Below are 25,159 nucleotides of genomic sequence, written 5' to 3'. Positions count from 1 at the left end.
CCGGCCCGGTGAGAGCAAGGTTGCCCACAGGTCACCTCGCGGCACGGCACCGAAACGCGCGCTTCCTAGGTTCGGGACGACACCCCGACCACCCGTGGAGGCGCGTGATGGCAGGCCGTTGGATCCAGCACTGGGACCCGGAGGACGAGACCTTCTGGCGGGACACCGGCGAGCGCGTCGCCCGCCGCAACCTCTGGTTCTCCGTCCTCTCCGAGCACATCGGCTTCTCCGTCTGGACCCTGTGGCCGGTGATGGTGCTCTTCATGGGACCCGAGTACGGGATCGACCCGGCCGGGAAGTTCTTCCTGATCTCCACCGCGACCCTGGTCGGGGCCGTCGTCCGGGTGCCGTACACCTTCGCGGTCGCCCGGTTCGGTGGCCGGAACTGGACGGTGTTCAGCGCGCTCACCCTGCTCGTGCCGACGATCGCCGCCCTCGTCGTGATGGAGCCGGGCACCCCCTACGGCACCTTCCTCACGGTGTCCGCGCTGACCGGCATCGGCGGCGGCAACTTCGCCTCGTCCATGACGAACATCAACGCCTTCTTCCCGCTGCGCAGGAAGGGCTGGGCGCTCGGGCTCAACGCGGGCGGCGGCAACATCGGCGTGCCCGTCGTGCAGCTGGCCGGGCTCCTGGTCATCGGGACGGCCGGGGCCACCCACCCCAGGATCGTGCTCGCCGCGTACATCCCGCTGATCCTGCTCGCCGCCGGCTGCGCCGCGCGCTACATGGATAACCTGGCGCCGGTGCGCAACGACACCGGGGCCGCGCTGGAGGCGGTGCGCGACCGGCACACCTGGATCATGGCCGTCCTCTACGTCGGCACCTTCGGCTCCTTCATCGGCTACAGCTTCGCCTTCGGGCTCGTCCTCCAGACCCAGTTCGGCCGGACCCCGCTCCAGGCGGCCTCGCTCACCTTCATCGGACCGCTGCTCGGCTCACTGATCCGCCCGGCCGGCGGCCTGCTCGCCGACCGGTACGGCGGCGCCCGGATCACCCTCGTCAACTTCGCCGCCATGGCCGCCGCGACCGGCGTCGTCGTATACGCCTCCCGGATCGCCTCGCTGACCGTGTTCCTCGTCGGCTTCACCGCCCTGTTCGCGCTGTCCGGGCTCGGCAACGGGTCGACGTACAAGATGATCCCCGGCATCTTCCACGCCCGGGCCGTCGCCCAGGGGCTGCGCGGCGAGGAGGCGGCGGCCCGGGGGCGGCGGATCTCCGGCGCCGCGATGGGGCTGATCGGCGCGGTCGGCGCGCTCGGCGGGCTCGCCATCAACCTGGCCTTCCGGCAGTCCTTCCAGACCTCCGGCGCGGGCACGGCGGCCTTCTGGTCCTTCCTCGCCTTCTACGCGGTGTGCTCGGCGCTCACCTGGTCGGTATACCTTCGCCGCGCCGCGGCCGTAACGGCGAAGCCCCGGCTCGGCCCTGCCCGGGTGTGATGATGGACGGGCGGTGCCGGGCGACGTAACGAGCGGGAAATACAGCTGAACCGGGTCTGTCACGCGGCGTTGGCAGGCTCGGTCCTCCGCACCATCGAGCAGCAGCGGGACGAGAGCCGGGTAGACCTCATGCACGACGGACAACACGACGACCGACAGCCGGACGACGCACCGCACGGGCCCCTCGCGGGCTTCACGGTCGGAGTCACCGCAGCACGCCGGGCGGAGGAGCTGGGCACGCTGCTGCGGCGCCGGGGCGCCACCGTGGTACACGCGCCGGCCCTGCGGATCGTGCCGCTCGCCGACGACGGCGAACTGCTCGCCGCGACCGAGCAGCTGGTCGCCGGGAAGCCCGACGTGGTCGTCGCCACCACCGCGATCGGCTTCCGCGGCTGGATCGAGGCGGCCGACGGCTGGGGCATCGGCGACCGGCTCCTGGAGACCCTGCGCGGGGTCGAACTCCTGGCGCGCGGCCCCAAGGTGAAGGGCGCGGTCCGCGCCGCCGGGCTGACCGAGGCGTGGTCCCCGGCCTCCGAATCCATGGCCGAGGTCCTGGAACGGCTCCTGGACGAGGGCGTACGAGGCCGCCGCGTCGCGCTCCAGCTGCACGGCGAACCCCTCCCCGGCTTCGTGGAGGCGCTGAGCGCGGCCGGCGCCGAGGTGGTCGGAGTCCCCGTCTACCGCTGGATGCCGCCGGAGGACATCGCGCCCCTGGACCGGCTCCTCGACCTCACCGCCGCCCGCGCCCTGGACGCGCTGACCTTCACCAGCGCCCCGGCGGCGGCCTCGCTGCTCGGCCGCGCCGAGGAACGCGGACTGCTCACCGAGGTCGTCACGGCGCTGCGCGGCGACATCGTGCCGGCCTGCGTCGGACCGGTCACCGCCGTGCCGTTGCAGGCGCGCGGAATCGACACCGTCCAGCCGGAGCGCTTCCGGCTCGGCCCGCTCGTCCAGCTGATCTGCCGCGAACTGCCCGCCCGCGCCCGTACGCTGCCCATCGCCGGACACCGCGTCGAGATCCGGGGCCACGCCGTCCTGGTGGACGACGAGCTGCGCGCGGTCCCGCCCGCCGGGATGGCCCTGCTGCACGCCCTGTCCCGGCGCCCCGGCTGGGTGGTCTCGCGCGCCGACCTGCTGCGCGCCCTGCCCGGCAGCGGCACCGACGAGCACGCGGTCGAGACCGCCATGGCCCGGCTGCGCACCGCGCTCGGGGTGCCCCGGCTGATCCAGACCGTCGTCAAGCGCGGCTACCGGCTGGCGCTCGACCCGGCGGCGGACGCCAAGTACGCGGGGGCCTGACACGCCCTATAGCGTGCGGGCATGATCGACGACGCCCATCCGCTCCACGCGGGGATACGGCTGCGCCCCGCCAGGCTGTCCGACGCCGCGTCCTGCGCCGAGGCGCTGACCCGCAGCCGCGCGTACATGCGGCCCTGGGAGCCCTTGCGCCCCGAGTCCTTCTACACCGAGGAGGGCCAGCGCGAGCGGCTGGCCGGGCTGCTCGCGGAGCGGGCGGCGGGGCGCGTGATGCCCTGGGTGCTGAGCGACGCGGAGGACCGGGTGGCCGGCGGGTTCAACCTCAACGCCCTCGTGCTCGGCGCCTTCCGCAGCGCCGTCCTCGGCTACTGGGTGGACGTGGACCTCGCGGGCCGCGGGCTGGCCACGGCCGCCGTGCGCAGGATCTGCGAGCTGGCGCGGGACGAGCTGCGACTGCACCGGGTCGAGGCGGGCACCGTGCTGGACAACACCGCGTCCCAGCGGGTCCTCGCCAAGTGCGGGTTCGAGGAGTTCGGGATCGCCCGGGGCTACATGCACATCGACGGCGAGTGGCGCGACCACCGCCTCTTCCACCGCCTCCTGCACGACGGCCCGGTGACCGGGGCGGTCTAAAGGGCGCGCGTGTGGAGGTGGCCCTCACGCGGCCACAGCGGGGACGGGGGCAGCACCTCCGTCAGCGCGTAGCCGGCCTTCTCCGCGACCCGGCACGAGGCCGGGTTGTCCACCTGATGCAGCAGTTCCAGGCGTACGAGCCCGGAGCCGGCGAACGTCCCGGACGCCCAGCCGGACAGCGCTTCGAGGGCGCGCGGGGCGATGCCCCGGCCCCGGGCGCGCGCGACCGTCCAGTACCCCACCTCGGCCGAGGGCGCGCCCGGCGCGGCGAAGGACAGGACCACATGGCCGGCCGGCACGTCCCCGAGCTCCGGGTCCACCACCGCGAAGCCGTGCCGCAGACCGGCCGCCCGGCCCTCCTCCTGGACCCGCAGCCAGCGTCCGGCCGACTCCTCGTCCGCCGCCACCGGCGCCCGCGATCCGGCCTGGATCGCCGGGTCGCCCAGGGCGTCGACGAGGGCGCCCAGATCGTCCGGCCGCCAGGGCCGCAGCACCAGGGAATCCGCCGTCGGACAGGTGTTGCGCGCATGGGCGTTCATCGGCTCATCGTACGAGTGGGTGCGAACGGCCCCCCGGCAGGTGCGCGACGGCCCCCCGTCGCATAGGGTTGACGGCTGCCCAATGCACGTCAGAAGGGGGCCCCGGTGGCCGCACAGGATGCCGCTGTCGATTCGTTGCGGGACCGGGAGATCGGTGTCGAGCAGGAACATCTCGACCGGGTGTACCACCGCCTTGAGGAGAAGATCCACGAGGCGGAATTTCTCATGGACGACGCCGTCAAACGCGGCCAGGTCGGGACCCCCGGGGCGCTCGCCGAGCGCGACGCCCAGGTGTTCCGCGCCGGAATCCACCTCAACCGGCTGAACAGCGAGTTCGAGGACTTCCTCTTCGGGAGGATCGACCTCTTGCTCGGCAAGGACGGCGAACGCGGCCCGGACGGCGCCTACACCTCCGTCGAGCCCGCCGACGACGTCGTGCGCGAGGACGGCACCGCGGATATCGCCGAGACACTGCACATCGGCCGCATCGGGGTCCTGGACTCCGACTACGCACCGCTCGTCATCGACTGGCGGGCCCCGGCCGCCGCCCCGTTCTACCGCTCCACGCCCAAGGAGCCCGGCCGGGTGGTCCGCCGCCGCGTCATCCGCTCCAAGGGCCGCCGGGTCCTCGGCGTCGAGGACGACCTGATGCGCCCCGAGCTGACCGCGTACCTGGACGGCGAGAAGCTTCCGGTCGTCGGCGACGGCGCCCTGATGGCCGCGCTCGGACAGGCCCGCAGCCACACCATGCGGGACATCGTCTCGTCCATCCAGGCCGAGCAGGACCTGGTCATCCGGGCGCCCGCCGCCTCCGTCACCGAGGTCTCCGGCGGCCCCGGCACCGGCAAGACCGCGGTCGCCCTGCACCGCGCCGCGTACCTGCTCTACCAGGACCGGCGGCGGTACGCGGGCGGCATCCTCGTCGTCTCGCCGACGCCCCTGCTGGTCGCCTACACCGAGGGCGTGCTGCCCTCGCTCGGCGAGGAGGGCCAGGTCGCGATCCGCGCGGTCGGCTCGCTCTCCGACGACGCGGCGGGGCCCGCGGGCGCCACCGCTTACGACGAACCCGCCGTGGCCCGGATCAAGGGCTCCTCGCGGATGCTCCCGGTGCTCCGCAAGGCGGCGCGCGGCGCGCTGGAACAGCCCGCCGGCACGCCGACCCGGCTGCGCGTGGTCGCCTTCGGCGCCCGGGTCGAGCTCCAGGAGGACGAGCTGCGGCGCATCCGCAACAACGTCCTCGGCGGGACCGCCCCGGTCAACCTGCTGCGCCCGCGCGCCCGCCGGCTGCTGCTCGACGCGCTGTGGAACCGCTCCTCCGGCCGGGGCCGCTACACCGACCCGGAGCTGGCGGCGGAGCTGCGTACCTCCTTCGACGAGGACGTGTCCACGGAGACCCCGTTCATCGAGTTCCTGAACGCCTGGTGGCCCGAGCTGACCCCGCGCGGGGTGCTCGCCGCGATGACCGACGAGAAGCGGCTCGCCCGGTGGGCGCGGCGCACGCTCAACCAGGGCGAGGTGCGCCGGCTCGCGCGCTCCCTGGGGCGCCTGGACGCCGCAGGACAGGGGCCGCTCTCCGTGCACGACGTGGCGCTCCTGGACGAGCTGCACACGCTGCTCGGCACCCCGAGCCGCCCCAGGCGCAAGCGCGAGGCGGACCCGCTGGACCAGCTCACCGGCCTGGAGGAGCTGATGCCCCGGCGCGAGGAGACCCAGTGGGAGCGCGCCGAACGGCTCGCCGCCGAGCGCACCGAGTACGCCCACGTCATCGTGGACGAGGCGCAGGATCTGACGCCCATGCAGTGGCGGATGGTCGGCCGGCGCGGCCGGCACGCCACCTGGACGATCGTCGGGGACCCGGCGCAGTCCTCCTGGTCCGACCCGGACGAGGCGGCCGCCGCCCGCGACGAGGCGCTGGGCAGCCGCCCCCGCCGCAACTTCACGCTGACCGTCAACTACCGCAACCCGGCCGAGATCGCCGAGCTGGCCGCGAAGGTGCTGGCGCTCGCCATGCCCGGCATGGAGTCCCCGGCCGCCGTCCGCTCGACCGGCGTGGTCCCGCGCTTCGAGACCGTACGCGACGACGACCTGGCCGGGACCGTGCGCGAGGAGGCCCGGCGGCTGCTCGCCGAGGTGGACGGCACGGTCGGCGTCGTCGTGGCGATGAACCGGCGCGACCGGGCCCGCGCGTGGCTGGCGGAGCTGGGCGACCGGGTGGTCGCGCTCGGCAGCCTGGAGGCCAAGGGGCTGGAGTACGACGCGACGGTGGTCGTCTCGCCCGCCGAGATCGCGGACGAGTCCCCGGCCGGGCTGCGCGTGCTGTACGTGGCGCTGACCCGGGCGACCCAGCAGCTGACCGTGGTGTCGGGGGAGCGGGACCTGCCGGACGAGGACGGGGTGCCGGACCTGCTCAGGGACTGAGGGAGGGGCGGGCGGGCGCGGGCCGGTTCCGGTCAACACGCGCTACGGGAATCGCTTTTCCGGGTGGTTTGTTAGCCTGGGGGTGACACCGGCTCGATCCAAGCCCCCGGGCCCAACCTTAGTCGCTTCGAGCGACCACTTGCCGCGAGGCGAGCATGGCGGGCCGGTGTCGTCAACGTAAGAAGAGGCCCGCGCCACCTTCCGGTGGCGCGGGCCTCTTCGTGTTCCCGGCGAGGGGTTCCGCTGCGCCGGACTCTCTCGTATGGTGGAAAACACTTTCCGCGCTGCGACAGTCATTAACGGCTACTCGTCGGTAGGTGCGAATATCGGAAGGCGTGTCCGCTGCCGGGCCTGCTCGGCTTCGGACGCGCATAGCAATGAAGCTAAGGAAAGCGAAGGACTCGGCCATGGCAACGGCGCCCAGCGTCTCGTACTCGATGACGGTCAGGCTGGAGGTGCCCGCGAGCGGCACCGCGGTCTCCCAGCTCACCACGGCCGTGGAGTCCTCCGGCGGTTCGGTCACCGGCCTCGACGTGACCGCTTCCGGCCACGAGAAGCTGCGGATCGACGTCACGATCGCCGCCTCCTCCACCGCGCACGCCGACGAGATCGTCAAGGGGCTGCGCGGCATCGAGGGCGTCGTGCTCGGCAAGGTCTCCGACCGTACGTTCCTCATGCACCTCGGCGGCAAGATCGAGATGGCGTCCAAGCACCCCATCCGCAACCGCGACGACCTCTCCATGATCTACACCCCCGGCGTGGCCCGGGTCTGCATGGCGATCGCCGAGAATCCCGAGGACGCCCGCCGCCTCACCATCAAGCGCAACTCCGTCGCAGTCGTGACGGACGGCTCCGCGGTGCTCGGCCTCGGCAACATCGGCCCGAAGGCCGCGCTGCCCGTCATGGAGGGCAAGGCGGCCCTCTTCAAGCGCTTCGCCGGCATCGACGCGTGGCCGATCTGCCTGGACACCCAGGACACCGACGCCATCGTCGAGATCGTCAAGGCCATCGCGCCCGGCTTCGCGGGGATCAACCTGGAGGACATCTCCGCGCCGCGCTGCTTCGAGATCGAGGCCCGGCTGCGCGAGGCCCTGGACATCCCCGTCTTCCACGACGACCAGCACGGCACGGCGATCGTCGTCCTGGCCTCGCTGACCAACGCGCTGCGCGTGGTGGGCAAGGCGATCGGGGACGTGCGGGTCGTCATGTCCGGCGCCGGAGCGGCCGGTACGGCCATCCTGAAGCTCCTCATCGCCGCGGGCGTCAAGCACGCCGTCGTCGCCGACATCCACGGCGTCGTCCACTCCGGCCGCGAGGACCTGCGCTCCGCCGACCCGGACTCGCCGCTCTGCTGGATCGCCGACAACACCAACCCGGAGGGCGTCACCGGCACCCTCAAGGAGGCCGTGGTGGGCGCCGACGTCTTCATCGGCGTCTCGGCCCCCAACGTGCTGGACGGGAACGACGTGGCGGCCATGGCGGAGGGCGCCATCGTGTTCGCGCTCGCGAATCCGGACCCCGAGGTGGACCCGGCGATCGCCCGCCGCACCGCAGCCGTCGTGGCCACCGGCCGCTCGGACTTCCCGAACCAGATCAACAACGTGCTGGTCTTCCCCGGCGTCTTCCGGGGCCTGCTCGACGCCCAGTCGCGCACCGTCAACACGGACATGATGCTCGCCGCCGCGCGCGCCCTGGCCGACGTGGTCGCCGAGGACGAGGTGAACGCGAACTACATCATCCCGTCGGTCTTCAACGACAAGGTCGCCGGCGCGGTCGCCGGGGCCGTCCGGGACGCCGCACGGGCCGCCGGCGCCACTGTGACGGCGCCCACGTCCGTCTGACTACGGCGCGTCGCGGGTCGCGGCGCCCCAAACGCCCCTTTAGGGTGGGCGGGCGACGCGTCCCGCAGAGCCCCGCAACCGCTGCGGCAGGCTCTGGGGGAGTCGACGGGATGTCACCACGACGAGGCAGTGGTGCTGTTCGCGCGGCTCCCGGAGGGTGCCGGATTGGCTTTCCCGCCGCAGGTGGGGGCAGGATGCTTCCTCAAGGACTACGTCCAGGGGAGACCCCACAGGGCGCGAGGTCTACCGGACCCTCTCAAGGGCGGACCCGGGTACGGGGACTGTCCGAGGGCCCTGGCAGCATCGGCTTCGATCTCACGCCTCACAGGCAAGAAGAACACGGGAGTAACAACATGAACCGCAGTGAGCTGGTGGCCGCCCTGGCCGACCGTGCCGAGGTGACCCGCAAGGACGCCGACGCCGTGCTGGCCGCTCTCGCCGAGACCGTCGGCGAGGTCGTCGCCAAGGGCGACGAGAAGGTCACCATCCCCGGTTTCCTGACCTTCGAGCGCACCCACCGTGCCGCTCGCACCGCTCGTAACCCGCAGACCGGCGACCCGATCAACATCCCGGCCGGCTACAGCGTGAAGGTCTCCGCGGGCTCCAAGCTCAAGGAAGCCGCCAAGGGCAAGTAAGACCCCTGGGCACGACGGAGGGCGGCCACCCCACCCGGGGTGGCCGCCCTCCGGCATTCGGCCCGCCTGCGGCCGCTGAAGCCCGTCGGCCTGAGGCCCGTCGGCAGCCCGCCCGGCCCGTCAGACCAGCGAGCCGCCCGGCAGTTCCACCTTCGCGCCCAGCTTCTCCAGCTTGTCCATGAAGTTCTCGTAGCCCCGGTTGATCAGGTCGATGCCGTGCACCCGGGAGGTGCCCTGCGCCGCGAGGGCGGCGATCAGGTACGAGAAGCCGCCGCGCAGGTCCGGGATGACCAGGTCCGCGCCCTGGAGCCTGGTGGGGCCCGACACGACCGCGGAGTGCAGGAAGTTGCGCTGGCCGAAGCGGCAGTCCGAGCCGCCCAGGCACTCGCGGTAGAGCTGGATGTGCGCGCCCATCTGGTTCAGCGCGGAGGTGAAGCCGAGCCGGGACTCGTACACCGTCTCGTGGACGATGGAGAGGCCCGCGGCCTGCGTCAGCGCGACCACCAGCGGCTGCTGCCAGTCCGTCTGGAAGCCGGGGTGCACGTCCGTCTCCAGCGCGATGGCGTTCAGGGCGCCGCCCGGGTGCCAGAAGCGGATGCCCTCGTCGTCGATCTCGAAGGCGCCGCCGACCTTGCGGTAGGTGTTCAGGAACGTCATCATCGAGCGCTGCTGGGCGCCCCGGACGTAGATGTTGCCCTCGGTCGCCAGCGCGGCGGACGCCCAGGAGGCGGCCTCCAGGCGGTCCGGCAGGGCGCGGTGGGTGTAGCCGTCGAGGCGGTCCACACCGGTGATCCGGATGGTCCGGTCGGTGTCCATCGAGATGATCGCGCCCATTTTCTGCAGGACGCAGATCAGGTCCTCGATCTCCGGCTCCACGGCCGCGTTGGACAGCTCCGTGACGCCCTCGGCGAGCACCGCGGTCAGCAGCACCTGCTCGGTGGAGCCCACCGAGGGGTACGGCAGCCGGATCTTGGTGCCGCGCAGCCGCTGCGGGGCCTCCAGATACTGCCCGTCCGCCCGCTTCTCGATCGTCGCGCCGAACTGGCGCAGGACGTCGAAGTGGAAGTCGATCGGCCGGCCGCCGATGTCGCAGCCGCCGAGCCCCGGGATGAACGCGTGGCCCAGCCGGTGCAGCAGCGGACCGCAGAACAGGATCGGGATGCGCGAGGACCCCGCGTGCGCGTCGATGTCGGCGACGTTGGCGCTCTCGACGTGCGTGGGGTCCAGGACCAGCTCGCCCGGCTCCTCGCCGGGGCGGACCGTCACGCCGTGCAGCTGGAGCAGCCCGCGCACCACGCGTACGTCGCGGATGTCGGGCACGTTGCGCAGCCGGCTGGGCCCGCTGCCGAGCAGCGCGGCGACCATCGCCTTGGGCACCAGGTTCTTGGCGCCTCGGACGCGGATCTCGCCCTCCAGCGGGGTTCCGCCGTGGACAAGCAGGACATCGTCTGTGCCGGTCATGAATCTCGCGTTCCGGAGTGGTCGGGCAGGGGGGCCAAACGAAAGAGTAATGGCCCCGCACCCCCGTTCCGTAGGGGAACGGGTGGTGTACGAACGTCATGAATCCGCCACAACACGCTCTGCTGTACGGGACTTGCGGAGGGTCACCGTCCGGATCGCCGGTCCGGCCGTGCGCTCCTCGTGCACCCGTGCGCCCTGAGCTGCGCTCGGGCACCGAGCGCGACGACCGTGTCACTTGGCCCCCGCCACGGCCCCGGATGCGGGATCATTTCTGCCATGACCGAGGTGTCCTCGCTCACAGGGCGGCTGCTCGTGGCCGCGCCCGCCCTGGCGGACCCGAACTTCGACCGCGCGGTCGTGCTGCTCCTCGACCACGACGAGGAGGGCTCCCTCGGCGTGGTCCTCAACCGGCCCACACCGGTGGGCGTCGTGGACATCCTGGCGGCCTGGGCCGGGCTGACCGGTGAGCCGGAGGTCGTCTTCCAGGGCGGCCCGGTCTCGCTGGACTCCGCCCTCGGGGTCGCCGTGATCCCGGGCGGCGAGGGCCCCCTCGGCTGGCGCCGGGTGTACGGGGCGATCGGCCTGGTCGACCTGGAGGCACCGCCCGAGCTGCTGGCGGCGGCCGTGGGCTCGCTGCGGATCTTCGCGGGGTACGCGGGCTGGGGCCCCGGACAGCTGGAGCGCGAGCTGTCCGAGGGCGCCTGGTACGTGGTCGAGTCGGAGCCCGGCGACGTGTCCTCGCCGCGCCCGGAGGGCCTGTGGCGTGCGGTGCTGCGCCGGCAGCGCAGCGAACTGGCCATGATCGCCACGTATCCGGACGACCCTTCGCTGAACTGATGTCCCGTTCTTCAGTACGCTTGGCGGTTATGAGCACTCTTGAGCCCGAGCGCGGGGCAGGTACCGGAACCCTCGTGGAGCCGACACCACAGGTGTCGAACGGCGACGGCGACCACGAGCGCTACGCCCATTACGTCCAGAAGGACAAGATCATGGCGAGCGCCCTGGAGGGCACCCCCGTGGTCGCACTGTGCGGCAAGGTCTGGGTACCGGGGCGCGATCCCAAGAAGTACCCGGTCTGTCCGATGTGCAAGGAGATCTACGAGTCCATGGGCGCCGGCGGCGACAAGGACAAGGGCAAGGGCGGCAAGGACAAGAAGTAACGGCCACCGGTACGGCCCGCAGCTGAAGGTCCGGGAGACCCCCGGGGCGCACATCCGTGAGCCCCGGGGGTCTTTCGCATGCCGTTGCACGGGGTGCTCCGCCAGGTCACGGAGTGGTGCAGAGGTGGTGCAGACCACTTGTCGCCGTCCCCGGGCCGACCTACTCTCCTGCCTGTTGTGCAGAACGAAACGTGCGTTGCATATGCTGCAACGCTGACCGGTAGGGGTTCCCGGATGAAGTTCTCTGCCCGAATCGCCGCCCCGGCCGCGGCGCTCGTCCTGGCGGGCCTCACCGCCACCGCCTGCGCGCCGCAGACCTCCGACACCGGAGCCAAGGGCGACGAGAAGACCGGCACGCTGCGGGTCTGGCTGTTCCAGGAGGTCGGCAACAAGCCGAAGGAGAAGGTGGTCGACACCGCGGTCGCCGCCTTCAAGAAGGCCCACGAGGGTGCGAAGGTCGAGATCGAGTACATCCCGGTCGAGACCCGCGCCCAGCGCGTCAAAGCCGCCTTCAACGACCCGAAGAGCGCCCCCGACCTCATCGAGTACGGCAACACCGACACCGCCGGATACGTCAAGGACGGCGGACTCGCCGACATCACCTCCGAGTTCGGCGCCTGGGCCGACGCCAAGGACACCGACCCGGCCGCCAGGCAGTCCGTGACGGTCGACGGCAAGGTCTACGGGGCCCCGCTCTTCGTCGGCGTACGCGCGCTCTACTACCGCACCGACGTCTTCGCGGACCTGGGCATCGAACCGCCCAAGTCCCAGGCCGAACTGATCTCCACCGCCAAGAAGGTCCACCGGAAGAAGCCGGACCTGTACGGGCTCGCCGTCGGCGGCGCCTACACCTACGGCGCGATGCCGTTCATCTGGGCCAACGGCGGCGAACTGGCCGACCAGGACGGCTCCTCGTACAAGTCGGCCATCAACAGCGCGAAGGCCCGCAAGGGCATCGAGGCGTACACCTCGCTCTTCGGCGCCTCCAACTGCCCGCCCGCCAAGTGCGCGGCCATGGGCGGCAACGCGACCGTCACCGCCTTCGCCTCCGGCAAGGCCGCCATGGCCATCGGCGGCGACTTCAGCCACGCGGCCGTCGAGGCCGGCAGCGTCAAGGGCAAGTACGCGGTGGTCCCGCTGCCCGGCCTGACCGAGGGCTCCATCGCACCCGCGTTCGCCGGCGGCAACAACATCGGCGTGCTGAAGAGCAGCGGCCACCGCACCCTGGCCGTCGACCTGATGAAGGAGCTGACCGGCAAGGCGTCCCAGGCCCGCATGTTCGACGCGATGGGCTTCCTGCCGACCTACACCGACGTCCGCGCCGCCGCCGCGCAGCGCGAGCCGTTCGTCGAGCCCTTCGTCAAGACGCTCGGCGCCGGAGCCAAGTTCGTGCCCGCATCGCCGGCCTGGGGGCAGATCGACTCCTCGCTGATCCTGCCCACGATGTTCCAGGAGATCGTCAGCGGCCGTAAGGACGTGGCGAAGGCGGCCGACGACGCCGCGAAGAAGATGGACGCGGCGTTCGCCGACGCGGGCTGACGATGACCGCGAACAGCACGGCGTACAAAACACGCCCCGCGCCCGCACCCGCCCCGCGCCGCCGGTCCGCGTCCCCGGCCCGGCGGCCGGGCTGGACGCCCTGGCTCTATCTGCTGCCCGCGCTCGTCCTGCTCGGCGGGCTGCTGGTCTACCCGATCTACCAGCTCGGCCTGATCTCCTTCCTGGAGTACACCCAGGCCCAGGTCAGCGGCGGCGAACCGGCCACCTTCCAGGGCCTGGGCAACTACGCGGAACTCTTCGGCGACGGCCAGTTCTGGCAGGTCCTGTCCGCCACCGTGGTCTTCGCCGCCGCCTGCGTCCTCGCCACCCTGCTCGTCGGCTGCGCGCTGGCCGTCCTGCTGACCCGGATACGGGCCGTGCCCCGGCTCGCCCTCATGCTCGCCGCGCTCGGCGCCTGGGCCACGCCCGCGATCACCGGGTCGACCGTCTGGGTCTTCCTCTTCGACGCCGACTTCGGCCCGGTCAACCGCGTCCTGGGGCTCGGCGACCACTCGTGGACGTACGGGCGCTACAGCGCCTTCGCGCTGGTGCTCCTCGAAGTCCTGTGGTGCTCCTTCCCGTTCGTGATGGTCACGGTGTACGCGGGCATCCGGGCGATCCCCACCGAGGTGCTTGAGGCGGCCGCGCTGGACGGGGCCTCGCAGTGGCGGATCTGGCGGTCCGTCACCGCCCCGATGCTGCGGCCGATCCTCACCGTCGTCACCATCCAGTCGGTCATCTGGGACTTCAAGGTGTTCACCCAGATCTACGTCATGACCAACGGCGGCGGGATCGCCGGACAGAACCTGGTGCTCAACGTGTACGCGTACCAGAAGGCGTTCGCCTCCTCGCAGTACAGCCTCGGCTCAGCGATCGGCGTCGTGATGCTGCTGATCCTGCTCGCCGTGACGCTGGTCTACCTGCGTCTCGTACGCCGTCAGGGGGAGGAACTGTGAGCCTGCCCGTCCGCTCGTTCGTCCGCCGGCCCGGCCGGCTCGCCGCCGAGGCGGCCGCGCTGCTCATCGCCGCCGCCGTCGCCTTCCCGCTGTACTGGATGGTGCTCTCCGCGTTCAAACCGGCGGGCGAGATCCAGTCCACGCACCCCAGGCCCTGGACCCTGTCGCCGTCCCTGGACTCCTTCCGGCGGGTCTTCCAGCAGCAGGACTTCGGGCGCTACTTCCTCAACAGCCTGCTCGTCGCCGGGACGGTCGTCGTCGCCTCCGCGCTCATCGCGTTCCTGGCGGCCACCGCGGTCACCCGGTTCCGTTTCCGCTTCCGGACCACGCTGCTGATCATGTTCCTGGTCGCGCAGATGGTGCCGGTGGAGGCGCTGACGATCCCGCTGTTCTTCCTGATGCGGGACTTCGGCCAGCTGAACACGCTCGGCTCGCTGATCCTGCCGCACCTGGCGTTCTCGCTGCCGTTCGCGATCTGGATGCTGCGCGGCTTCGTACGGGCCGTGCCGGACGCGCTGGAGGAAGCCGCGTACATCGACGGGGCGAGCCGCACCCGCTTCCTGTGGCAGATCCTCTTCCCGCTGGTCTTCCCCGGCCTGGTGGCGACGAGCGTCTTCTCGTTCATCTCCACCTGGAACGACTTCCTGTTCGCGAAGTCGTTCATCATCAGCGACACCTCCCAGTCGACGCTTCCGATGGCGCTGCTGGTCTTCTTCAAACCCGATGAGAACGACTGGGGAGGGATCATGGCAGCCTCGACGGTGATGACCGTGCCCGTGCTGGTCTTCTTCGTACTCGTACAGCGACGCCTGGTCTCCGGACTCGGCGGAGCGGTTAAGGACTGACGTCATGGCCATGGAACTGATCCCGGCGCCCCTGCGCGCCGACGACCGGGGGCGCCGCGGATGCGTCCTCGACGCGTCCACCACCATCGCGGCGGCCCCCGGCACCGAGAGCACCGAGCGCTGGCTGCGTGCCACCCTGGGCGCCGCCTTCGGCCTGCCCCTCGCCCCCGGCACCGGGAGCGCCGCCCCGCGCGCCATCGTGCTGCGCGTCGACGCCGCCCTGCCCCCCGAGGGCTACCGGCTCACCACCCTGCCCGACGAGGGCGTCGTCATCGTCGGCGGCAGCCCCGCCGGGGTGTTCTGGGGCGCCCAGACCCTGCGCCAGCTGCTGGGCCCGCAGGCGTTCCGGAAGGCGCCGACGGGTGGCGGCGAGGCGGCCTTCGGGTTCACCGACATCGAGGACGCGCCCCGCTTCGGCTGGCGCGGCCTGATGCTCGACGTGGCACGGCACTTCATGCCCAAGGACGACGTCCTGCGCTATCTCGACCTGCTCGCCGCGCACAAGCTGAACGTCTTCCACTTCCACCTCAGCGACGACCAGGGCTGGCGCGTCGAGATCAAGCGGTACCCCCGCCTCACCGAGGCCGGTGCCTGGCGGCCGCGTACCAAGTACGGGCACCGGGCATCCGAGCTGTGGGACGAGACCCCGCACGGCGGTTACTACACCCAGGACGACATCCGCGAGATCGTCGCCTACGCCGCCGCCCGGCACATCCGGGTCGTCCCCGAGATCGACATCCCCGGCCACTCGCAGGCCGCGATCAGCGCCTACCCGGAGCTGGGCAACACCGACGTCATCGACACCTCGGCGCTCGGCGTCTGGGACGACTGGGGCGTCACACCGAACGTCCTGGCCCCCACCGACCACGTCCTGCGGTTCTACGAGGGCGTCTTCGAGGAGATCCTGGAGCTCTTCCCGCCGGAGATCTCGCCGTTCGTCCACGTCGGCGGCGACGAGTGCCCCAAGGACCAGTGGAAGCGGTCGCCCGCCGCGCAGGCCCGCATCAAGGAACTCGGCCTGGCGGACGAGGACGAGCTCCAGTCCTGGTTCATCCGCCACTTCGACACCTGGCTCGCCGAGCGCGGCCGCCGCCTCATCGGCTGGGACGAGATCCTGGAGGGCGGCCTCGCGCCCGGCGCCGCCGTCTCCTCCTGGCGCGGTTACGCGGGCGGCATCGCGGCCGCCGAGGCCGGGCACGACGTGGTCATGTGCCCGGAGCAGCAGGTCTATCTGGACCACCGTCAGGACGGCGGCCCCGACGAGCCGATGCCCATCGGCTACGTGCGCACCCTGGAGGACGTCTACCGCTTCGAACCCGTGCCGCCGGCGCTGAGCGAGGAGGCCGCCCGGCATGTCCTCGGCACCCAGGCCAACGTGTGGACCGAGGTCATGCAGAACCGGGCCCGCGTCGACTACCAGGTCTTCCCCCGCCTCGCCGCCTTCGCCGAGGTCGCCTGGTCGGCCCTGCCCGCCCCGGACGAACGGGACTTCGCCGGATTCGAGCACCGCATGACCGCCCACTACGCCCGGCTCGACGCCCTCGGCGTCGGCTACCGGCCGCCGTCCGGACCGCTGCCCTGGCAGCGGCGCCCCGGCATCCTCGGACGCCCGATCGAGGGGGCACCCCCGAACGTGTGAGCCCGGCCCGAATCCGCTCTCCCGCCACCACGGCCCCTGCGACCGTGGTGGCGGCGGCGTTTGCGCCGGGCGCCGCCCGTACAACGGAGAAAGCCGTACGGACACGAGGAAGAGCGGCAAACGGTGCGCACCGCCGAACCGGCCTGAAATCGGGACCATTACCCTGACCATGGACGGATACACCCTTCGCGGACCTGCGCGTCGGGCCGGTCCGAAGATGTGCCAGAGTTGCCACGTCCGGGCTTCGAGCACGTACCGTACGGCGAAACAGGCGGGAGCGCCGGGACACCGGGAAGGGGCAGCTGGGTTGACCACGCACGCACCGCAGGCGACGCAGTCCGTGACGCTGCCTGCCTCGCTGGACGAGGCGGTGGCGGCACTCGGCGCCATGCCGGCCGCCGTCCCCGTGGCAGGCGGCACGGACCTGATGTCGGCCGTCAACAAGGGGCTCCTGCGCCCCTCCGGTCTGGTCGGACTCGGCCGGATCAGCGAGCTGCGCGGCTGGCACTACCAGGACGGGCACGCCCTGCTGGGCGCCGGCCTGACCCACGCCCGCATGGGGCGGCCCGACTTCGCGGCCCTCATCCCCGCGCTCGCCGCCGCCGCCCGCGCCGCCGGCCCCCCGCAGATCCGCAACGCCGGCACGCTCGGCGGCAACATCGCGACCGCCGCCCCGACCGGCGACGCGCTCCCGGTGCTCGCCGCGCTTGAGGCCGAGCTCGTCATCGCCGGACCCGGCGGCGCCCGCCGCGAGATCCCCGTCTCCCATCTGCTGGCCGGCCGCGAGATGCTGGAGCCCGCCGAGCTGATCGGCTTCGTCCGGGTGCCCCTGCTGCACGCCCCGCAGGTCTTCCTGAAGGCCACCGGGCGCACCGGCCCGGGCCGCGCCACCGCCTCCGTCGCGATCGTCCTCGACCCGGCCCGGCGCGGGGTGCGCTGCGCGGTCGGGGCCATCGCGCCGATGCCGCTGCGCCCGCTGGAGGCGGAGCGCTGGATCGCCTCGCTGATCGACTGGGACGGGGCTCGCGGCCTCGCCCCCGACGCGCTGGCCGCCTTCGGCGAGTACGTCGCGGCCGCCTGCATCCCGGACCAGGAACCACCCGCCGACGGGGGAGAGGCGCCACCGCTGCCCCCCGCCGTACTGCACCTGCGGCGCACCGTCGCCGCGCTCGCCCGACGCGCGCTGGGGAGGGCACTGTCGTGAGCAAGGAGAACCCCGCCGAGCAGCAGCACGGCGGCTGGCAGCCGACCCCGCAGGGCGGCGACTACGACGGCGAGGCGACCGCCTTCGTCCAGCTGCCGCCGGAGGACCTGGCGGACGTCCCGCTGGCCGCGCCCGGCCACGGCTACACCCCGCCGATGATCCTGCCGCTGACCCCCGCCGCCGACCGCGACCCGGCGGCCGCCGGCAACTGGGCCGTCCCGGCCCCGGAGCAGCCCGCGCCCGACGCGGTGCACTGGCCCGACCCGAACCAGCAGTCCGGCTACGGCTACCCGCCCCCCGAGGACCAGCAGGACGCCGGCCCGTACCCGGAGCCGTACACCGCCGACCCGGCCGCCACGGGCCAGTGGCAGGTGGACACCTCGGCCTGGCCGGCCCCGGCCGCCGGGCTCTCGGACGACTCCGGCGAGCTGTACACCCCGCCGCCCGCCGCCGACTGGTACGCGGACCGCCCGGCCACGCTCCCGGGCGGCGCCCCGGCCCCGTGGGCGGTGCCGGACGCGGCCGAGGCCGCGGAGCCGGTCGCGGACGTGGAGGCGCCGGAGGGCGTCGCCGCCGAGAGCGCTCCCGAGGCGGCGGAGCCCGCCGACGACGAGCGGCCCGCCCCGGGCCCGGAGGCCGAGGCCGCCGAGGCGGCGGACCCCGGTGCGACGGAGCCCGGCGCCGAGCCCGCCGGGGAAGCGGTGCCGGACGCGGAGGCGCCCGAGGCGGAGGCCGTCCAACCCGCGGAGGTGCCCGAGGCCCCGGCCCCGGAGGGGCCCCCGCTGCCCAGCGAGCACCCGGCCGCCTCGTACGTACTGCACGTCAACGGCGTGGACCGGCCCGTCACCGACGCCTGGATCGGTGAGTCCCTGCTCTACGTGCTGCGCGAGCGCCTCGGCCTCGCCGGGGCCAAGGACGGCTGCTCGCAGGGCGAGTGCGGGGCGTGCAACGTCCAGGTGGACGGGCGGCTCGTCGCCTCCTGCCTGGTCCCCGCCGCCACGACGGCCGGCAGCGAGGTCCGTACGGTCGAGGGCCTTGCCGTCGACGGCGAACCGTCCGACGTGCAGCGGGCGCTGGCGGACTGCGGCGCCGTGCAGTGCGGCTTCTGCATCCCCGGCATGGCGATGACCGTCCACGACCTCCTGGAGGGCAACCACCGCCCCAGCGAGCTGGAGACCCGCCGGGCGCTGTGCGGCAACCTCTGCCGCTGCTCCGGCTACCGGGGCGTCCTGGACGCGGTCAACGAGGTCATCGCGGGCCGCGAGGCAGCCGCCGAAGCCGCCGAAGCGGTCGAGGCCGCCGAAGGGACCGGGTCCGGTGAGCCGGAGGAGCCCCGCATCCCGCACCAGGCGGGGCCCGGCGCCGGTAGTGTGCAGGCCCACCAGCAGGACGGAGGCATGGCGTGAGCAACGACGCGGCCGGCGCCACCCCCACGACGATCAGCATCCCGTCGCCCGCCGGCCCGGCCGGCGAGGGCGGACCCGAGACCGAGCGGCCGCGGCTCGGCCTCGGTGCCTCGCTGCCGCCGGCCGACGCCCGCGCCAAGACCGAGGGCACCTTCCCGTACGCCGCCGACCTGTGGGCCGAGGGCCTGCTCTGGGCGGCCGTCCTGCGCTCCCCGCACGCGCACGCCCGCATCGTCTCCATCGACACCTCGGCCGCCGCCGAGATGCCCGGGGTGCGCGCGGTCGTCACCCACGAGGACGTCCCGGGCGAGGCACTGTACGGCCGCAAGGTCGTGGACCGCCCGGTCTTCGCCGCCGGCCTGGTCCGCCACCACGGCGAGCCGATCGCCGCCGTCGCCGCCGACCACCCGGACACCGCCCGGCTCGCCGCCGCCGCGATCGCCGTCGAGTACGAGGTGCTGGACCCGGTCACCGACCCGGAGAAGGCGTTCGAGGCCGAGCCGCTGCACCCCGACGGCAACCTCATCCGCCACATCCCGCTGCGCTACGGCGACCCGGAGGCGACCGGCGAGGTCGTCGTGGACGGGCTGTACCGCATCGGCCGCCAGGACCCCGCCCCGATCGGCGCGGAGGCCGGGCTCGCCGTGCCCCGCCCGGACGGCGGTGTCGAGCTGTACACCGCGTCCACGGACCCGCACACCGACCGCGACCTGGCCGCCGCCTGCTTCGGCCTCGAACCGGAGCGGGTCAAGGTCGTCGTCACCGGAGTCCCCGGCGCGACCGGTGACCGCGAGGACCCCGCCTTCCAGCTGCCGCTGGGCCTGCTCGCCCTGCGCACCGGCTGCCCGGTCAAGCTGGCCGCCACCCGCGAGGAGTCCTTCCTCGGCCACGCCCACCGCCATCCGACCCTGCTGCGCTACCGCCACCACGCGGACGCGGAGGGCCGCCTGGTCAAGGTGGAGGCCCAGATCCTGCTGGACGCGGGCGCCTACGCGGACGCCTCGTCGGAGTCGCTGGCCGCCGCGGTCGCCTTCGCCGGCGGCCCGTACGTCGTCCCGCACGCCCTCATCGAGGGCTGGGCCGTCCGTACGAACAACCCGCCGTCCGGCCATGTCCGGGGCGAGGGCGCGATGCAGGTCTGCGCCGCCTACGAGGGCCAGATGGACAAGCTGGCCGCGAAGCTGGGGATCGACCCGGCCGAGCTGCGCATGCGCAACGTGCTGGCGACCGGCGACATCCTGCCGACCGGGCAGACCGTGACCTGTCCCGCGCCCGTCGCCGAACTGCTCACCGCCGTCCGGGACCACCCGCTGCCCGCCCTGCCCAAGGACGCCCCGGAGGACGACTGGCTGCTGCCGGGCGGCCCCGAGGGCGCGGGCGAACCGGGCGCGGTGCGCCGGGGCGTCGGATACGCGCTGGGCATGGTCCACATGCTCGGCGCGGAGGGCGCCGACGAGGTGTCCACGGCCACGGTCCGGGTGCACGACTCGGTCGCCACCGTCATCTGCGCCGCCGTCGAGACGGGCCAGGGCTTCGCCACGCTGGCCCGGCAGGTCGTCCAGGAGACCCTGGGCGTCGAGGAGGTGCACGTGGCCTCCGTCGACACCGACCAGCCGCCGGCCGGACCGGCCACGCACGGCCGGCACACCTGGGTCTCCGCCGGCGCGGTCGAACGCGCCGCGAAGATGGTCCGCACCCAGCTCCTCCAGCCCCTGGCGCACAAGTTCGGGATGTCCACGGAGCTGCTCCAGATCACGGACGGCAAGATCACCTCGTACGACGGAGTGCTCTCCACCACCGTTTCGGAGGCGCTGGACGGCAAGGAGCTGTGGGCCACCGCGCAGTGCCGCCCGCACCCCACCGAACCGCTGGACGAGTCCGGGCAGGGCGACGCCTTCGTGGGCATGGCCTTCTGCGCGGTCCGTGCGGTGGTGGACGTCGACATCGAGCTGGGTTCGGTCCGGGTGGTCGAGATGGCCGTCGCCCAGGACGTCGGCCGCGTCCTCAACCCGTCCCAGCTGGCGACCCGCATCGAGGCGGGCGTCACCCAGGGCATCGGCGCCGCCCTCACCGAGAACCTCCGCACCGCCCGCGGCCTGGTCCGCCACCCGGACCTCACCGGCTACGCCCTGCCGACCTCGCTCGACGCGCCGGAGATCCGCATCGTGAAGCTGATCGAGGAGCGCGACGTGGTCGCCCCGTTCGGCGCGAAGCCCGCCTCGGCGGCCCCGGTGGTCACCTCCCCGGCCGCGGTCGCGGCAGCGGTCCGCGCGGCGACCGGCCGCCCGGTCAACCGCCTCCCGATCCGCCCCCAGGCAGCGGTCGCGACGCCGAAGGGCTGACCGGCCCCGCACACGGAAACCGCCCGCCCCCGGGGCGGGGGCGGGCGGTCGAGTGGAGACCGTGACCGGATTCGAACCGGTGTAACTCGAGTTGCAGTCGAGCCCCTGAGCCTCTCGGGCACACGGTCCTGCGTGGTGTCGCTGAAACGACCGTAGGCCCGGCCGTGCGGGCCGCTCAAGGGTTCCGGCGGGCGTGCAACGCGACTGCCACACGGCGTTCACGTTCGGGGCAACGGGCCTAGGACCAACGGCCGAGGGCGGGGCCGACCGCGGACAGGGTTCATCAAGCGTTACGCCCCTTACCCTGGGCTCATGACCGCCCTGGAACCGCGTGACGCCGATGTGCCGCGCCTCATCGAAGACGTCGACGCCACCGGCCCCGCCGGGCCCGTGCTGCCGGAGGGGATTCTCGGGCGGACGTACCGGGCGCTCAGCATCGGCATCGTCTCCGTGGTGTTCCTGATCGCGTTCGAGGCCACCGCGGTGGGGACCGCGATGCCGGTCGCCGCGCGGGAGCTGCACGGCATCCCGATGTACGCGTACGCGTTCTCGGCGTACTTCACGACCAGCCTGTTCGCCATGGTGCTGTCCGGGCAGTGGGCCGACCGGCGCGGCCCGCTCGCCCCGCTGGCCGCCGGGATCAGCGCCTTCGCGGCGGGGCTGCTGCTGTCCGGGACCGCGGGTTCGATGTGGATGTTCATCGCGGGGCGGGCCGTGCAGGGGCTCGGCGGCGGGCTGGTGATCGTCGCGTTGTACGTGGTGATCAGCCGGGCCTATCCGGAGCGGCTGCGGCCGGCGATCCTGGCCGCGTTCGCCGCGAGCTGGGTCATCCCCTCGGTCGTCGGGCCGCTCGCCGCCGGCAGCGTCACCGAGCACCTGGGCTGGCGCTGGGTCTTCGTCGGCATCCCGGTCCTGATCGTCTTCCCGCTCGCGCTCGCGCTGCCCGAGATCCGGCGCATGGCGTCCGGGCCGGCGGACCCGGACGCGCCGGTGGAGGCGTACGACCGCCGGCGCATCGCGCTCGCGCTGGGCATCTCGCTGGGCGCCGGGCTGCTCCAGTACGCCGGACAGGAGCGGAACTGGCTGTCGCTGCTGCCGGCCGCCGCCGGGGCCGCGCTGCTCGTCCCCGCGATCCGGGGGCTGCTGCCCAGGGGCACCTGGCGCGCGGCGCGCGGGCTGCCCGCGGTGGTGCTGCTGCGCGGTGTCGCGGCCGGGTCCTTCATCGCCGCCGAATCGTTCGTCCCGCTGATGCTGGTCACCCAGCGCGGCATGTCCCCGACCCTGGCGGGCCTCTCCCTGGCGGCGGGCGGCGGCACCTGGGCGCTGGGCTCGTACGTGCAGTCCCGGCCCCGCCTGGAACCGCACCGCGAGCCCCTGATGGTCGGCGCCATGATCCTGGTCGCCCTGTCCATCGCGGCGGCCCCGGCCGTCCTGATCGCCTCCGTCCCGGTGTGGACCGTGGCGGTCGCCTGGGCCTTCGGCTGCTTCGGCATGGGCGTGGTGATCGCCTCCACCAGCGTGCTGCTCCTGAAGCTCTCCGCCCCCGAGGAGGCCGGCGCCAACTCGGCCGCCCTCCAGATCTCCGACGGCCTCTCCAACGTCCTCCTGCTGGCCGCGGGCGGCGCCGCGTTCGCCGCCCTGGGCGGCGGCACGATGGACACCACGGACGCCACCGCCACCTCCCACCCCGCCGCCTTCGCGGTCGTCTTCTTCCCGATGGCCGCGGTGGCCCTGGCGGGGGCATGGGTGGCGGAACGGGTACGGGAACGGTGAGCGGGCGCCGGTCCGGCGCCGTACGAGAGGCGCCGTGTGAGAGCCGTCGCACTTACGTGTGGGGTGGCGCGGTACGCGGCGGTGCGGGGTGGGTGCACCGGTAGGGTGGCCCGGTTGTCGTATCGCGTGCGGTGCCGGTCCGGCCCGTGCGGACAGCGCCCACGTACCCGAGAGACCCGAACCGGAGACCGTGACTACTACCGCCTCCCACCACCTCTCACCCGCCTTCCCCGGCCGCGCCCCCTGGGGCACGGCCGGCAAGCTGCGAGCCTGGCAGCAGGGGGCCATGGAGAAGTACATCCAGGAGCAGCCGCGCGACTTCCTCGCCGTCGCAACGCCCGGCGCCGGGAAGACCACCTTCGCGCTGACCCTCGCCTCCTGGCTGCTGCACCACCACGTCGTGCAGCAGGTCACCGTCGTCGCGCCCACCGAGCACCTGAAGAAGCAGTGGGCCGAGGCGGCCGCCCGGATAGGGATCAAGCTGGACCCCGACTACAGCGCGGGGCCGCTGAGCAAGGAGTACCACGGGGTCGCCGTCACCTACGCCGGCGTCGGCGTCCGCCCGATGCTGCACCGCAACCGCTGCGAGCAGCGCAAGACCCTGGTCATCCTGGACGAGATCCACCACGCCGGTGACTCCAAGTCCTGGGGCGAGGCGTGCCAGGAGGCGTTCGACCCGGCGACCCGGCGGCTCGCGCTCACCGGCACCCCCTTCCGGTCGGACACCAACCCGATCCCCTTCGTCGTGTACGAGGAGGGCGACGACGGCATCCGGCGCTCCTCCGCCGACTACACCTACGGCTACGGGAACGCCCTGGCCGACGGCGTCGTGCGCCCGGTGATATTCCTCAGCTACAGCGGCAACATGCGCTGGCGCACCAAGGCCGGCGACGAGATCGCGGCCCGGCTCGGCGAGCCGATGACCAAGGACGCCATCGGGCAGGCGTGGCGCACCGCCCTGGCGCCCACCGGCGAGTGGATTCCCAATGTGCTGAGCGCCGCCGACAAGCGGCTCACCGAGGTCCGCAAGGGCATCCCGGACGCGGGCGGGCTCGTCATCGCCACGGACCAGGAGTCGGCACGCGCGTACGCCAAGATCCTGAAGAAGGTCACCGGCGAGACGCCCGCCGTCGTCCTCTCCGACGAGAAGGCCGCCTCGAAGAAGATCGACAAGTTCAGCGCGGACGACTCGCGCTGGATGGTCGCCGTCCGCATGGTGTCCGAGGGCGTCGACGTGCCGCGCCTGGCCGTCGGGGTGTACGCCACCACCATCTCGACCCCGCTCTTCTTCGCCCAGGCCGTCGGCCGCTTCGTGCGCTCCCGCAGGCGCGGCGAGACCGCGTCCGTCTTCGTCCCCACCATCCCGATGCTCCTCGACTTCGCCAACGAGATGGAGGTCGAGCGGGACCACGTCCTCGACAAGCCCAAGAAGGGCAGCGACGAGGAGAACCCGTTCGCGGAGGAGGACAAGCTCCTCGCCGACGCGGAGAAGCTGGAGGACGAGGAGACCGAGGAGCAGCTGCCCTTCGAAGCGCTGGAGTCCGACGCGGTCTTCGACCGGGTGCTCTACGACGGCGCCGAATTCGGCATGCAGGCCCACCCCGGCAGCGAGGAGGAGCAGGACTACCTCGGCATCCCCGGGCTCCTCGAACCCGACCAGGTCCAGCTGCTGCTCCAGAAGCGGCAGACCCGGCAGATCGCGCACAGCCGCCAGAAGCCCGCGTCCGAGGCCGACCTGCTGGAGAAGCCCGCCCAGGACCGCCCGGTCGTCACGCACAAGCAACTTCTCGGTCTGCGCAAGCAGTTGAACACCATGGTCTCCGCCTACACCCACCAGAGCGGCAAGCCGCACGGCGTGATCCACACCGAGCTGCGCCGGGTCTGCGGCGGACCGCCGAGCGCGGAGGCCACCGCCGGGCAGATCGAGCAGCGGATCAAGAAGGTCCAGGAGTGGGCCACCAGGATGCGCTGACCCGCGTACGGCATGGCGAGACAGGCCCCGGCACCCGCACAAGGGTCCCGGGGCCTTGTCGATCAATGAATCGGCCTAAAAAATTTTCACGGTGAGTTAA

General features: G+C 72.8%; 19 protein-coding genes and 1 tRNA gene. 17 read left to right on the top strand and 3 right to left on the bottom strand.

What is annotated here, in order from left to right:
• The first annotated feature begins 107 nt into the window (after window positions 1-107).
• The 3 genes from OG338_RS10010 (at window position 108) to OG338_RS10000 (ending at window position 3,329) form a co-directional block, all read left to right on the top strand.
• A complete protein-coding gene (locus OG338_RS10010; RefSeq protein WP_405936981.1) occupies window positions 108-1,439 on the top strand; it encodes a nitrate/nitrite transporter in 1,332 nt (443 codons plus the stop codon).
• A gap of 129 nt (window positions 1,440-1,568) precedes the next feature.
• A complete protein-coding gene (locus OG338_RS10005) occupies window positions 1,569-2,738 on the top strand; it encodes a uroporphyrinogen-III synthase (protein ID WP_405936980.1) in 1,170 nt (389 codons plus the stop codon).
• 21 nt (window positions 2,739-2,759) lie between these two features.
• On the top strand, window positions 2,760-3,329 hold the full coding sequence (locus tag OG338_RS10000; RefSeq protein ID WP_405936979.1) for a GNAT family N-acetyltransferase: 570 nt from the start codon (window positions 2,760-2,762) through the stop codon (window positions 3,327-3,329).
• Here the strand turns inward: OG338_RS10000 and OG338_RS09995 are convergent.
• Window positions 3,326-3,868, bottom strand: a complete 543-nt coding sequence (locus OG338_RS09995) for a GNAT family N-acetyltransferase (RefSeq protein WP_405936978.1) — start codon at window positions 3,866-3,868, stop codon at window positions 3,326-3,328. The two genes, OG338_RS10000 and OG338_RS09995, sit on opposite strands and share 4 nt — an antisense overlap.
• Before the next feature lie 105 nt (window positions 3,869-3,973).
• Between OG338_RS09995 and OG338_RS09990 the strand changes: the two genes are divergently transcribed.
• From OG338_RS09990 to OG338_RS09980, 3 genes are all read left to right on the top strand, one after another.
• A complete protein-coding gene (locus OG338_RS09990; protein WP_405936977.1) occupies window positions 3,974-6,286 on the top strand; it encodes a HelD family protein in 2,313 nt (770 codons plus the stop codon).
• A 407-nt stretch (window positions 6,287-6,693) separates the two neighbouring features.
• Window positions 6,694-8,127 (top strand): NAD-dependent malic enzyme, encoded by a 1,434-nt coding sequence (locus OG338_RS09985; RefSeq protein WP_405936976.1) that lies wholly within the window; start codon window positions 6,694-6,696, stop codon window positions 8,125-8,127.
• A gap of 353 nt (window positions 8,128-8,480) precedes the next feature.
• Window positions 8,481-8,762, top strand: a complete 282-nt coding sequence (locus tag OG338_RS09980; protein ID WP_017237029.1) for an HU family DNA-binding protein — start codon at window positions 8,481-8,483, stop codon at window positions 8,760-8,762.
• Window positions 8,763-8,882: 120 nt separating this feature from the next.
• Here OG338_RS09980 and murA read toward each other — a convergent pair whose 3' ends face one another.
• Window positions 8,883-10,223 carry a UDP-N-acetylglucosamine 1-carboxyvinyltransferase gene (murA, locus tag OG338_RS09975; protein WP_405936975.1) on the bottom strand — a complete coding sequence of 447 codons (1,341 nt, stop codon included), beginning with the start codon at window positions 10,221-10,223 and terminating at the stop codon, window positions 8,883-8,885.
• A gap of 276 nt (window positions 10,224-10,499) precedes the next feature.
• On the opposite strand from murA, the gene OG338_RS09970 reads away from it, so the two are divergent.
• The 9 genes from OG338_RS09970 to OG338_RS09930 all read left to right on the top strand — a co-directional run bounded on the left by OG338_RS09970 (window position 10,500) and on the right by OG338_RS09930 (window position 21,314).
• On the top strand, window positions 10,500-11,060 hold the full coding sequence (locus OG338_RS09970) for a YqgE/AlgH family protein (protein WP_018100784.1): 561 nt from the start codon (window positions 10,500-10,502) through the stop codon (window positions 11,058-11,060).
• 29 nt (window positions 11,061-11,089) lie between these two features.
• The gene (locus tag OG338_RS09965; RefSeq protein ID WP_072484142.1) at window positions 11,090-11,383 is read left to right on the top strand and encodes a DUF3039 domain-containing protein; all 294 of its coding nucleotides are present in this window, start codon (window positions 11,090-11,092) and stop codon (window positions 11,381-11,383) included.
• 234 nt (window positions 11,384-11,617) lie between these two features.
• Complete coding sequence (locus OG338_RS09960; protein WP_405936974.1) at window positions 11,618-12,922, top strand: extracellular solute-binding protein; 1,305 nt, start codon at window positions 11,618-11,620, stop codon at window positions 12,920-12,922.
• A gap of 2 nt (window positions 12,923-12,924) precedes the next feature.
• Window positions 12,925-13,878: a carbohydrate ABC transporter permease gene (locus tag OG338_RS09955; RefSeq protein ID WP_405936973.1), complete on the top strand. Its 954-nt coding sequence runs from the start codon at window positions 12,925-12,927 to the stop codon at window positions 13,876-13,878.
• Entirely contained in the window at window positions 13,875-14,723 is an 849-nt protein-coding gene (locus OG338_RS09950) for a carbohydrate ABC transporter permease (RefSeq protein ID WP_405936972.1), read from the top strand. Before OG338_RS09955 ends, OG338_RS09950 begins: the two co-directional genes overlap by 4 nt.
• Before the next feature lie 4 nt (window positions 14,724-14,727).
• Entirely contained in the window at window positions 14,728-16,362 is a 1,635-nt protein-coding gene (locus tag OG338_RS09945) for a beta-N-acetylhexosaminidase (protein WP_405936971.1), read from the top strand.
• Between the two features lie 307 nt (window positions 16,363-16,669).
• On the top strand, window positions 16,670-17,566 hold the full coding sequence (locus tag OG338_RS09940) for an FAD binding domain-containing protein (protein ID WP_405936970.1): 897 nt from the start codon (window positions 16,670-16,672) through the stop codon (window positions 17,564-17,566).
• A complete protein-coding gene (locus OG338_RS09935; protein WP_405936969.1) occupies window positions 17,563-18,972 on the top strand; it encodes a 2Fe-2S iron-sulfur cluster-binding protein in 1,410 nt (469 codons plus the stop codon). The genes OG338_RS09940 and OG338_RS09935 overlap by 4 nt, the downstream gene beginning before the upstream one ends.
• Window positions 18,969-21,314, top strand: coding sequence for a xanthine dehydrogenase family protein molybdopterin-binding subunit (locus tag OG338_RS09930; RefSeq protein WP_405936968.1), 2,346 nt, complete (start codon window positions 18,969-18,971; stop codon window positions 21,312-21,314). Before OG338_RS09935 ends, OG338_RS09930 begins: the two co-directional genes overlap by 4 nt.
• A 53-nt stretch (window positions 21,315-21,367) precedes the next feature.
• On the opposite strand, the gene OG338_RS09925 is transcribed toward OG338_RS09930, so the two are convergent.
• Window positions 21,368-21,442: transfer RNA gene (locus tag OG338_RS09925), tRNA-Cys, on the bottom strand.
• A gap of 184 nt (window positions 21,443-21,626) precedes the next feature.
• On the opposite strand from OG338_RS09925, the gene OG338_RS09920 reads away from it, so the two are divergent.
• Window positions 21,627-23,087, top strand: coding sequence for an MFS transporter (locus OG338_RS09920; RefSeq protein WP_405936967.1), 1,461 nt, complete (start codon window positions 21,627-21,629; stop codon window positions 23,085-23,087).
• Between the two features lie 190 nt (window positions 23,088-23,277).
• The gene (locus OG338_RS09915) at window positions 23,278-25,059 is read left to right on the top strand and encodes a DEAD/DEAH box helicase (protein WP_405936966.1); all 1,782 of its coding nucleotides are present in this window, start codon (window positions 23,278-23,280) and stop codon (window positions 25,057-25,059) included.
• Window positions 25,060-25,159 lie beyond the last annotated feature (100 nt).

This window comes from Streptomyces sp. NBC_00726 (assembly GCF_045161735.1).
GTDB lineage: Bacteria > Actinomycetota > Actinomycetes > Streptomycetales > Streptomycetaceae > Streptomyces.
Note: the sequence above shows the minus strand (reverse complement) of the source record. Positions and strands in the feature narration are given on the sequence as shown.

Coding starts and splice junctions, on each gene's coding strand:
- OG338_RS10000 (WP_405936979.1), top strand. CDS start 2,760: ATGATCGACGACGCCCATCCGCTCCACGCGGGGATACGGCTGCGCCCC.
- OG338_RS09920 (WP_405936967.1), top strand. CDS start 21,627: ATGACCGCCCTGGAACCGCGTGACGCCGATGTGCCGCGCCTCATCGAA.
- murA (WP_405936975.1), bottom strand. CDS start 10,223: ATGACCGGCACAGACGATGTCCTGCTTGTCCACGGCGGAACCCCGCTG.
- OG338_RS09970 (WP_018100784.1), top strand. CDS start 10,500: ATGACCGAGGTGTCCTCGCTCACAGGGCGGCTGCTCGTGGCCGCGCCC.
- OG338_RS10005 (WP_405936980.1), top strand. CDS start 1,569: ATGCACGACGGACAACACGACGACCGACAGCCGGACGACGCACCGCAC.
- OG338_RS09980 (WP_017237029.1), top strand. CDS start 8,481: ATGAACCGCAGTGAGCTGGTGGCCGCCCTGGCCGACCGTGCCGAGGTG.
- OG338_RS09955 (WP_405936973.1), top strand. CDS start 12,925: ATGACCGCGAACAGCACGGCGTACAAAACACGCCCCGCGCCCGCACCC.
- OG338_RS10010 (WP_405936981.1), top strand. CDS start 108: ATGGCAGGCCGTTGGATCCAGCACTGGGACCCGGAGGACGAGACCTTC.
- OG338_RS09985 (WP_405936976.1), top strand. CDS start 6,694: ATGGCAACGGCGCCCAGCGTCTCGTACTCGATGACGGTCAGGCTGGAG.
- OG338_RS09960 (WP_405936974.1), top strand. CDS start 11,618: ATGAAGTTCTCTGCCCGAATCGCCGCCCCGGCCGCGGCGCTCGTCCTG.
- OG338_RS09945 (WP_405936971.1), top strand. CDS start 14,728: ATGGCCATGGAACTGATCCCGGCGCCCCTGCGCGCCGACGACCGGGGG.
- OG338_RS09965 (WP_072484142.1), top strand. CDS start 11,090: ATGAGCACTCTTGAGCCCGAGCGCGGGGCAGGTACCGGAACCCTCGTG.
- OG338_RS09995 (WP_405936978.1), bottom strand. CDS start 3,868: ATGAACGCCCATGCGCGCAACACCTGTCCGACGGCGGATTCCCTGGTG.